This window comes from Ruegeria sp. HKCCA4633 (assembly GCF_013034605.1).
Taxonomy (GTDB): Bacteria; Pseudomonadota; Alphaproteobacteria; order Rhodobacterales; family Rhodobacteraceae; genus Ruegeria.
Genome location: NZ_WQGJ01000006.1, coordinates 297948 through 308747 on the forward strand (window position 1 = coordinate 297948; position 10800 = coordinate 308747).

The following is a 10800-nucleotide window of genomic DNA, read 5'->3' on the forward strand; positions in this document are numbered from 1 at the left end:
GTTCATTCGTGCGGTGTAGACTTTTCGAATACAAAAAACCCGAGGTCATCGAACCTCGGGTTTTTCTATTTCCAAAGGTTGGAACGATTACTCTTCTGTCTCGTCCTCGCCTTGATCGGCGATCCAAGCCACGCTGACAACCTCTTCGCCCTTACCGGTGTTGAAGACCCGCACTCCGCCCGCGCTGCGGGATCTGAAGGAAATCCCATCCACCGGCACCCGGATCGACTGACCTTTGGACGTGGCCAGCATGATCTGGTCATCGATCTCGACCGGGAAGGACGCCACAAGCTCACCGCCGCGCATCGCCTTGTCCATGGCGGCGACGCCCATACCGCCGCGTCCGCGAACAGGATAGTCATGGCTGGAGCTCAGCTTGCCTGCGCCGCCAGTGGTGATGGTCAGGATCAGGTTCTCGGCTGCCGACATCTGAGCATAGCGTTCCTGCGTAATCGAGCCCGGCGCGGCTTCGTCTTCGTCCACCTCACCGTCATCGGCAATGCCAGCCACGGCGCGGCGCATCTTGAGGTAAGCTGCGCGTTCATCCGGGTCGGCCTCAAAGTGCCGGATCACAGACATCGACACAACGCGGTCGCCATTGGTAAGTTTGATGCCGCGCACACCGGTGGACTCACGTGAGTTGAAGACACGTACATCGGTGGTGCGGAAGCGGATTGCACGGCCTGAATTGGTGACCAGCATAACGTCTTCATCTTCCGAACAGATGCGGGCATTCACCAGTTCAACGCCCTCGGGCAGCTTCATGGCGATCTTGCCGTTGCGGCGGACATTGGTGAAATCCGACAGTCGGTTACGACGTACGTCACCCGCGCTGGTGGCGAAGACGGTTTGGAGGTTTTCCCACTCTTCATCCGGCACATCCACAGGCATGATCGCGGCGATAGATACACCGGTAGGAATTGGCAGGATATTGACTATGGCTTTGCCTTTGCCGGTCCGGCTGGACTGCGGCAGACGCCAAGTCTTGAGTTTGTAGACCATGCCTTCGGTGGTGAAGAACAGCAGTTGGGTATGCGTGTTTGCCACGAAGAGGTTGGTGACGACATCCTCTTCCTTGGTCTGCATTCCCGACAGGCCTTTGCCGCCACGTTTCTGAGCACGGAAATCGGCCAGCGGTGTGCGCTTGATGTAACCGCCTGAGGTTACGGTCACGACCATATCCTCACGCTCAATCAAGTCCTCGTCTTCCATGTCGCCGGACCAGTCGACGATCTCGGTGCGGCGGTCGACAGCGAACTTTTCGCGGACGTCGCGCAGCTCATCACCGATGATCGACATGATGCGTTCGCGCGAGGAAAGAATATCCAGATATTCCTTGATCTTGGCTGCTAGTTCTTCCAGCTCGTCCGTGACCTCTTTGACACCCAACTGGGTCAAACGTTGCAGGCGCAGTTCCAGAATTGCGCGGGCTTGAACCTCGGTCAGGTTATAGGTGCCATCGTCGTTCATCTTGGACAGAGGATCGTCGATCAGACGAAGATAACCTTCGATCTCAGCAGCAGGCCAGCGGCGGGTCATCAGCTTTTCGCGCGCTTCGGCGGCGTCTGCCGAGGATCGGATCGTGGCGACTACCTCGTCCACGTTCGACACGGCCACGGCCAGACCACACAGAATGTGGCTACGCTCGCGCGCTTTGCGCAAGTCGTAGGCGGTCCGACGGGCAACAACATCCTCGCGGAAGTCGATGAAGGACGTCAGGAATCGGCGCAGGGTCAACTGCTCGGGTCGGCCGCCGTTCAGCGCCAGCATGTTGCAGCCAAAGGAAGTCTGCATCGGAGAGAACCGATAAAGCTGGTTCAGAACCACCTCGGGCGTGGCATCGCGCTTCAGTTCGACCACGACACGCACACCGTTGCGGTCGGATTCGTCCTGCACGTGGCTGACGCCTTCAATACGTTTCTCGCGCACCGCTTCGGCGATCTTTTCGATCATCGAGGCTTTGTTTACCTGATACGGGATCTCATCCACGACAATCGCATAGCGATCCTTGCGGATTTCTTCGACACGAGTCTTGGCGCGGATGATGACGCTGCCGCGACCTTCCAGATAGGCCTTGCGCGCACCAGATCGGCCCAGCATGACGCCACCCGTTGGGAAATCGGGGCCGGGGACGTATTCAATCAACTGCTCTGAGGTCAGGTCAGGATCGTCGATCAGGGCCAGCGTGGCGTTGACCACCTCCCCCAGATTGTGAGGCGGAATATTGGTCGCCATACCCACGGCGATACCACCGGCGCCGTTGACCAGCATGTTCGGGAAACGCGCGGGCAGAACGGTTGGCTCTTTGTCTTTGCCGTCGTAGTTGTCCTGAAAATCAACCGTCTCTTTTTCGATATCAGCCAGCAGTGCGGCAGCCGGTTTGTCCATCCGCACTTCGGTATAACGCATGGCCGCTGGGTTATCGCCGTCCATCGAACCAAAGTTGCCCTGACCGTCCAGCAAAGGCAGCGACATCGAGAAATCCTGCGCCATCCGCACCAGCGCGTCATAGATAGCTGAGTCCCCGTGCGGGTGGTACTTACCCATTACGTCGCCAACCGGGCGCGCAGACTTGCGGTAGGCTTTGTCATGGGTGTTCCCGGTTTCGTGCATCGCATACAGAATCCGGCGATGCACCGGCTTCAGGCCGTCACGCAAATCCGGGATCGCGCGGGATACGATGACCGACATGGCGTAGTCCAGATAGGATGTGCGCATTTCGGATTCGATGGAGACCGTCGGGCCGTCATACACTGGGCGCTCTGGCGGGGTTTCGTCCATGTTTTCAGGAATTTCTGGCGTATCGCTCACGTAAACTGCCCGATCTTTGGCTTGGGTCTATATCTTGTGGATGCACCTTATCAGACCCGGCACATAAGGTGCAAGCAAGCAGCGCATTGAGTGCGAAAAACCACGGTAACGTCCCGGTAACATATTGTTATCCAAGAATTAGAAGGTTTCTGTGCTAGCCTGAAGAGACCTTGCAACAAACCAGAGGTCCGCATGAACCCAAGCGAAACCGAATTGATGCTAAAGGGGTACGGTCTGACAACGGCGGAATTCTTCTACCATATGCCCGACTATATCCACGTACTAAACACGTTCATCTGGCAGGACTACGACCTGGCGCCGGATCATCCGAAACTGTTCGAATTCATCGATTTCTGGCAGCGAGAGATTGAAGGTCCGCTGCATTCGGTCAAATTCACCCACCGCAAGATGATTGCACCGGGTGAGTGGCGTAACATGGTTGGCGAGTTTCGCGTGAATTGAGTGGTCGGTAATGCCTGACTGACCATTGAATTATCCGTTTTCATTTAAGGCAAGTCGGGTAAGGTGACGGCCAATCTGTTGCTGCCACAGGAAAACAAACCATGACAAAAGCCTTTCTTTTTGCTGCGGCGCTTTGCCTAAGTGGTCCCGCTTGTGCCGAAGGCGTTCTGGACAAGATAAAGAAGGGTGCTGAAAACACCGCAGAAGCGATCGGTCGCGGCGCGGAAAGCGTCGGTGATACTGTCAACAAAGGCGCTGCGGTCGTCGATGAAACCATCGATTCCACGTCGGACTTGCTGTCCAACGAAGCAACGCCGGAAGAAACGCGTGCCAAGCTGGACGTGATGGCAGGAGAAATCCTTGATCAGTTGCTTGCCGAAAACCCCGAAGCGCAGTCACTCTATGACGTCAGCGCAGGTTATGCGGCCTTCGACTCGCGCAAGATTTCGGTGTTTCCGGTATCGGCAGGGTATGGGCGCGGTGTGGCCGTTTCAAAAGACACTGGTCAGCACACCTATATGAACATGGGCACGGGTGGTGTGGGCGCGGCCATTGGCATTGGCGGCTTTGAGACCAAGTTTGTGATCCTGTTCGAAAGCCCTTCAGATTTGGACAACTTCATTCTCCATGGCTATGACGCGACGGCTGAAACCGGCGCCATGTATGGAGAAGACAAAAAGGGCGAAACCGTGCGCTTTAGCGATGGGCGCTCTTTCTTTGTGCTCAGCAAAAAAGGATGGCGCGTGTCGGCAGGTGCGTCCGGCACCAAGTTCTGGAAGTCGCCCGAACTGAACTGATCAACCCGAGCAGCTTGCGCCGCCAAGAACGCAAAACTTGGCGCAGTGGGGATGGTTAAGGTGAACATCCGCCTCGGCTTCGGCCAGGCTGTGCCCCATCTCGAATTCGGGCTCATAAGGCAGCAACGTGCAGGCCAGAACGGCAGGGCGATCCGCACCTTTGCGTTTGACCACCATGCGCGAATTGGCACACATCACCGCATTTGGGGATTTGTCCAGAATTCCCCAGCACGCCGTCGTAATTTCAGGCACTTCCACGGATTCGTCCATCTCGGGGAATAGAACGGTCTGAGCTGGATTGTTCGGGTCGATGTCAAAGTCATGCCGGGCGAAGAACGCAGCATAACCAGCGCGGCTTTCTGCATCCGTGTCTCCCCACACCGACCTGCCTGCGATCGCCATGTTGAAACCGTGATCGCGCAACCACTCCATCCCGGTAACGGTTTTGTCGAAACTGCCCTTGCCGCGCTCTTCATCATGCAGGTCGGGGCGGTAGTGATCGACTGAGATGCGCAGCGTAAGCTTGTCGTTGTATTTGCTCTGCAACTCCAACAATCCTTCTCGCATCTTGCGGCGCATCATCGGGGCCATCGCATTGGTCAGAATCAAGACCTCATACCCACGTTCCAGCGCGGCACGAGTCATCTCGATCATCTCGGGGTTCATGAAGGGTTCGCCGCCGGTAAAGCCGATCTCGCGCACGGGCCAATTGCGCTCGTCGATCTGGTCCAGATAATCACGGATTTCATCCGCGGTCAGATAGACCAAAGCATCATTGGTCGGGCTGCTGGCGATATAGCAGTTCACGCATTCGATGTTGCACAGCGTACCTGTGTTAAACCAAAGCGTGTCTGGCTGGGTCAGTGAAACTGTTGCGCGGGTCTGCCCGTCTGCTGTCACCAGTTTGTCTTGGAACTTGCCGATATTGGCAAGCTGAGGGGCATTGTCTTTCATTCCCGCGTCCGGCTTTTGCTGAAATCTTTGGTTCGAACTAGCGTGTTGTCGGGGATTTGGTAAGGGTGACGCGGCGGTTCTAACAGAGTTTTGATGATCTTTGAGTTTTCATTTTTGGTTGCGCTAACATTGGACATGCAAGTTGGGTCGGGTTAAGGACAGCTTATGGTTTCACGCGTCATCCCTGTTGATCCTTTTGATCTGATTATTTTCGGCGGCACTGGTGATCTGGCGCAGCGGAAAATTCTGCCTGCCCTGTATCGTAGGTTCTGTGCCGGGCAATGGCATGATGACACGAAAATCCTTGCAGCAGCCCGGGCGAACCATACTGCGGAAGAGTTTCGCGAGATGGTTGCCGATTCTTTGCGCCAACATGCGCCGAAGCGGGCGCAGGACAGCCGGGCGCTGACCGGGTTTCTGCAGCGGGTTGACTATGTGCCTCTGGATGCAATGACAGCAGAAGGCTGGGATGTTCTGGGCCAAAAGCTGTCATCGGACCGCATAAGGGCGTTCTACTTCTCGGTTGGTCCAAGTTTGTTCGGCCCGCTGGCCGAGCGGGTCAGGGCGCATAATCTGGCGACGGACGACACCCGCATCGTGGTGGAAAAACCGTTTGGCCATGATCTGGACAGTGCGCGGGCCCTGAATGCCACGCTGGCTGCACATTTCGACGAGAGCCAGATTTACCGGATCGACCATTATCTGGGCAAGGAAACCGTGCAGAACCTGATGGCTGTGCGCTTTGGCAACATGCTGTTCGAACCCTTGTGGAACAGCCAATATGTCGACCACATTCAAATCACGGTTGCTGAAACCGTGGGGATTTCCGGGCGTGAGGAGTATTACGAGCGCGCAGGCGCAATGCGGGACATGGTGCAGAACCACCTGATGCAATTGCTCTGCCTGATCGCGATGGAACCTCCGGCCAAATTTGATCCCGACGCGGTGCGCGACGAGAAACTCAAGGTAATCCGGGCGCTTGACCAGGTAGAGCCGCATCACATTGTGCGCGGCCAGTTCGCTGCAGGGCCCGAGGGTCCGGGATACCGAGACTGCGTTGGCAATCCGCGTTCAACCACCGAAAGCTATGTGGCGTTGAAGGCCCACATCAGCAACTGGCGGTGGGCCGGGACGCCGTTCTATCTGCGCACGGGTAAGCGGTTGGTGGCGCGGTCTTCGGTGATCAATGTGATGTTCAAGGACGCGCCGCATTCGATCTTCGGGGAAGAAGCCGGACGGCACGCCAATGCATTGTCGATCCGTTTGCAACCCAATGAAGGGATCACCCTGAAGGTGACGATCAAGGAACCGGGGCCGGGTGGGATGCGTCTGGTCGATGTCCCACTGGACATGAGCTTTGCCGAAGCCTTGGGACCCGAAAATCAGGACCCGCCAGATGCTTACGAACGGTTGGTGATGGATGTGATCCGGGGCAACCAGACGCTGTTCATGCGCGGGGACGAGGTCGAGGCCGCCTGGGCCTGGACCGATCCAATCATCGCTGGCTGGCTGGCGCGCGGCGACGTGCCGAAACCTTATGACAGCGGCAGCACAGGGCCGGGCGACGCCGAGCTGCTGATGAAACGAGATGGTCGCCGTTGGCAAGGAATCAAGCCATGAATATTCAGGAATATGCAGACCGCGAAATGCTGGCCATCGACGTGGCAAATGCTTTGGCGGGCGATCTGGAGGCTGCATTGTTGCATCATGACACTGTTGCGCTGGCCGTTCCCGGTGGGACAACGCCGGGGCCAGTGTTTGACAGCCTTTGTGCAGCGGACGTGGCGTGGGACCGTGTGCGAGTTTTGCCAACAGATGAACGGTGTGTACCTGCCGATCACGAGCGTTCCAACGAGCGTCTGATTCGCGAAAGACTGCTGACGAACCGGGCGTCTGTTGCGCATTACATTCCGCTCTATGTACCCGGTGCGGAACCCGAGGCGGCGTTGCCCGAAATCGAATCTCTGATTGCGCCGGTGTTGCCGTTGTCGGTTCTGGTTCTTGGAATGGGTGATGACATGCATACGGCTTCGTTGTTTCCGGGTATGGAAGGGCTGGCTCAGGCATTGGGCAGTGATGCGCCTACATTAACCGTCGCGCGCACCGAGGTGCAGCCCGAGGCGCGCATTTCCCTGACCGCGCCGGTCCTGGATGGGGCATTGTCCAAGCACCTGATTATCTACGGTCAGACCAAGCGCGACGCGTTGGAAAAAGTCATGTCGCTGCCACCGGAAGACGCACCAATCGCCGCTGTGCTGAGCGGTATGACTGTCCATTGGTCGGAGTGAACACATGCAACTGGACGCTTTGAAGGCATTGGCAGACGCGGACCGCCGTATCTTGGACCTGTTTGAGGCGGACGCGAACAGGGCTGTGGAATTTTCAGCTTCGGCCGGGGATATGCATTTTGATTACTCCAAGACGCAGATCGACGAAAGCGTGCGCGCGGGGCTGATCCAACTGTGCGAAGACGCCGGTCTTTCGGCGCGGCGCGATGCGATGTTTGCGGGCGAAAAGATCAACGAAACTGAAGGGCGCGCAGTGCTGCACACAGCGTTGCGCAATCTGGACGGTGGCCCGGTCGAAGTGGATGGTCAGGACGTCATGCCCGAGGTTCTGGACACGTTGCAACGGATGCGGGTTTTCGCCGAGGAAGTGCGCGGTGGTGCGATTGCGGGGGCAGGGGGCAGCTTTACCGATGTGGTCAATATCGGCATTGGTGGGTCGGATCTTGGCCCGGTCATGGCCACACACGCGATGGCTCCGTATCATGACGGGCCGCGCCTGCATTACGTCTCGAACGTGGATGGTGCGCATATCGCTGACACGCTGCGTCAGTTGGATCCGGCACGGACTTTGGTGATTGTCGCCTCGAAAACCTTCACGACCATTGAGACAATGACCAATGCGCGCACGGCCCGCGCCTGGATGTCCGAAGGCGGAGGCGATCCGTCCCGACAGTTTGCCGCCGTATCCAGCGCATTGGACAAGACGCAGGCGTTTGGCATTCCCGAGGCGCATGTTTTTGGATTCGCCGATTGGGTCGGTGGGCGCTATTCGGTCTGGGGGCCAGTGGGCCTGCCGGTCATGATCGCTGTTGGCTCAAACGCGTTTGACGCGTTTCTGCGTGGTGGGCAGGCGATGGATCTGCATTTCCGCTCGGCGGATTGGGCTGAGAACGTGCCCGTCATGCTGGCGCTGGTCGGTATCTGGCATCGTCAGGTTCTGGGCCATGCCAGCCGCGCCGTGCTGCCCTATGATCAGCGGCTATTGCGGCTGCCAGCCTATTTCCAACAGTTGGAAATGGAATCGAACGGCAAATCGGTGGCGATGGATGGTTCTTCCCTGACTGTTCCGTCGGGCCCTGTGGTCTGGGGGGAACCGGGCACGAACGGTCAGCACGCCTTCTACCAACTGATTCACCAGGGTACGGACGTTATCCCATGCGAATTCATGGTTGCGGCCGAAGGGCACGAACCCGAGCTGACCCATCATCACCGCTTGCTTTTGGCCAATTGTCTGGCGCAGTCCGAAGCCCTTATGCGCGGCCGGTCACTGGACGAAGCCCGAGACCGCATGGCGGCAAACGGGCTGACAGGTGCGGAACTGGAGCGGCAGGCGCGACATCGGGTTTTCCCCGGCAATCGTCCGTCCACCACTCTGATTTATCAGAAACTCACACCATTCGTACTGGGTCAGATCGTTGCCCTGTATGAGCACCGGGTGTTTGTCGAAGGTGTGCTGTTGGGTATCAACTCTTTCGATCAATGGGGGGTGGAGCTGGGCAAGGAGCTGGCCACGTCGCTTGGCCCCATTGTGGACGGTGAAGAAAGCGCCCAAGGCAAGGACGCATCCACCGCTGCGCTGGTCGCCTATGCGTTGAAACACCGGGATTAACGCCCCAAAACGCAGCCTGCTGCACTAGTGGGTGGCATTCTTTTATTGTCAGACAATTAAATGCTTGGCAGGGTTCCTTCCTAGGAAACGACTGGATTGACGCAATGGGGCACGCCCCTAGCTGTTAATGTCAGATGGATAAGGCAGGGGTCATCTAAGACCCCGCCAACGACGGGAGGATGTCCATGCTGGGACAGATGATGACGCAGCCCCTGCTGATTTCGTCACTTATTGATCATGCAGAACGCTACCACGGCCAAACCGGGATAATCTCGGTCGAAACAGACGGTACGATTTCCGAGACCAACTGGTCTGAGATTGCGATGAACGCCCGACGCCTGGCATCAGCGCTAACAAAACTGGGATTAGAGCCACAGGACAGGATCGGAACTCTGGCCTGGAACAACCGGCGGCATCTTGAGATTTACTATGCAACCTCCGGCGCTGGCTATGTCTGCCACACGGTCAATCCGCGCCTGTTCCCCGAGCAACTGACCTATATCATCAACCACGCTCAGGATCGTGTGCTGTTCTTTGATGCAACATTCATCCCGTTGGTTGCAGCGCTGCACGATGCGCTTACCGAAGTCAGGCACTTTGTCCTCATGGGCCCACGCAATGAAGAGGCAGCGTCACAGATCCCCGGTTTAGTGTTCTATGATGAACTGATCGAAACAGGAGATGCTGGCTTCACATGGCCTGATCTGGATGAAAACACGGCATCAAGCCTGTGTTATACCTCGGGCACGACGGGCAATCCCAAGGGCGTGCTGTATTCCCACAGGTCGACCCTGCTGCACAGCTTTGCGTCGAACACAAAGGATGTGATCGGTTATTCTGCGATGGACGTCGTCATGCCCGTCGTGCCGATGTTCCACGTCAACGCCTGGGGATCGCCCTATGCCTGTGCCATGTCGGGGTCGCGGATGGTCTTGCCGGGACAGGATTTGCACGGCGAGGCGCTGGTCAACCTGATCGACACCTATGGTGTGACCCTGGCCATGGGTGTGCCGACCATTTGGCAAGGTTTGCTGGCCCATGCCGCCAAGTGCGGGACCGAGTTGAAAAGCCTGGATCGAACTGTGATCGGGGGCGCGGCCTGTCCGCCTTCGATGATCGAAACCTTCCGCGAAACCTATGGCGTCGATACGGTTCATGCGTGGGGCATGAGCGAGATGAGCCCGCTGGGCACAACAAACTACCCTCTGGCCAAGCATCTTGAGCTACCACTGCAAGAACAGCACGCAATCCGCCTGAGTCAGGGCAGGCCGCCCTTTGGGGTCGAGCTGAAAATCGTCGATGATGATGGCAATGATCTGCCGCATGACGGCGAAACTCAGGGCGATCTGATGGTACGGGGGCATTGGGTTCTGGACAGCTATTTTATGTTGCAAGATCAGCAGCTTCTTCGGGACGGCTGGTTTGCCACCGGCGACGTCGCAACGCTGGACCCGGATGGCTATATGACCATCCGCGACAGATCCAAAGACATTATCAAATCCGGCGGCGAATGGATCAGCTCCGTTGAGCTTGAGAATATCGCAGTCGCGCATCCCAAGCTTGCAACCGCCGCCGTGGTGGGCGTACCGCACCCGAAATGGGACGAAAGGCCGCTGCTGGTTGCTGTAAAGGCTGAAGGGGCAGACCCAAGCGAAGACGAATTGCTGAGCTTCTTCGATGGAAAGATCGCCAAGTGGCAAATCCCGGACAAGGTGGTCTTTGTCGATGCACTGCCGCTGAACGCAACCGGGAAAGTCCTGAAACGCAACCTGCGCGCGGATTTCGAAGACGCCCTGACGGGTTAACTTCAGTTAAGGGAGAAGATGGCTCCGGCGGTAGGGATCGAACCTACGACCAATTGATTAACAGTCAACTGCTC

The 10800-nt window shown here is 57.4% G+C and carries 8 protein-coding genes; 6 read left to right on the plus strand and 2 right to left on the minus strand.

The window, feature by feature from the left end:
• Window positions 1–87 precede the first annotated feature (87 nt).
• Window positions 88–2811 (minus strand): DNA gyrase subunit A, encoded by a 2724-nt coding sequence (gene gyrA, locus GOV85_RS16285; protein ID WP_171180033.1) that lies wholly within the window; start codon window positions 2809–2811, stop codon window positions 88–90.
• Between the two features lie 192 nt (window positions 2812–3003).
• On the opposite strand from gyrA, the gene GOV85_RS16290 reads away from it, so the two are divergent.
• Together GOV85_RS16290 and GOV85_RS16295 are read left to right on the plus strand one after the other, a co-directional pair.
• Window positions 3004–3273: an usg protein gene (locus GOV85_RS16290; protein ID WP_171180035.1), complete on the plus strand. Its 270-nt coding sequence runs from the start codon at window positions 3004–3006 to the stop codon at window positions 3271–3273.
• Between the two features lie 101 nt (window positions 3274–3374).
• On the plus strand, window positions 3375–4070 hold the full coding sequence (locus GOV85_RS16295; protein WP_171180037.1) for a hypothetical protein: 696 nt from the start codon (window positions 3375–3377) through the stop codon (window positions 4068–4070).
• Here GOV85_RS16295 and GOV85_RS16300 read toward each other — a convergent pair whose 3' ends face one another.
• The gene (locus GOV85_RS16300; RefSeq protein ID WP_171180039.1) at window positions 4071–5024 is read right to left on the minus strand and encodes a radical SAM protein; all 954 of its coding nucleotides are present in this window, start codon (window positions 5022–5024) and stop codon (window positions 4071–4073) included.
• Window positions 5025–5189: 165 nt separating this feature from the next.
• On the opposite strand from GOV85_RS16300, the gene zwf reads away from it, so the two are divergent.
• From zwf to GOV85_RS16320, 4 genes are all read left to right on the plus strand, one after another.
• Window positions 5190–6644 (plus strand): glucose-6-phosphate dehydrogenase, encoded by a 1455-nt coding sequence (gene zwf, locus GOV85_RS16305; protein WP_171180041.1) that lies wholly within the window; start codon window positions 5190–5192, stop codon window positions 6642–6644.
• Window positions 6641–7312, plus strand: a complete 672-nt coding sequence (pgl, locus tag GOV85_RS16310; RefSeq protein ID WP_171180044.1) for a 6-phosphogluconolactonase — start codon at window positions 6641–6643, stop codon at window positions 7310–7312. Before zwf ends, pgl begins: the two co-directional genes overlap by 4 nt.
• A 4-nt stretch (window positions 7313–7316) precedes the next feature.
• Window positions 7317–8921, plus strand: a complete 1605-nt coding sequence (pgi, locus tag GOV85_RS16315; protein ID WP_171180046.1) for a glucose-6-phosphate isomerase — start codon at window positions 7317–7319, stop codon at window positions 8919–8921.
• Window positions 8922–9106: 185 nt separating this feature from the next.
• The gene (locus GOV85_RS16320) at window positions 9107–10726 is read left to right on the plus strand and encodes a long-chain-fatty-acid--CoA ligase (protein WP_171180048.1); all 1620 of its coding nucleotides are present in this window, start codon (window positions 9107–9109) and stop codon (window positions 10724–10726) included.
• The last annotated feature ends 74 nt before the right edge of the window (window positions 10727–10800 follow it).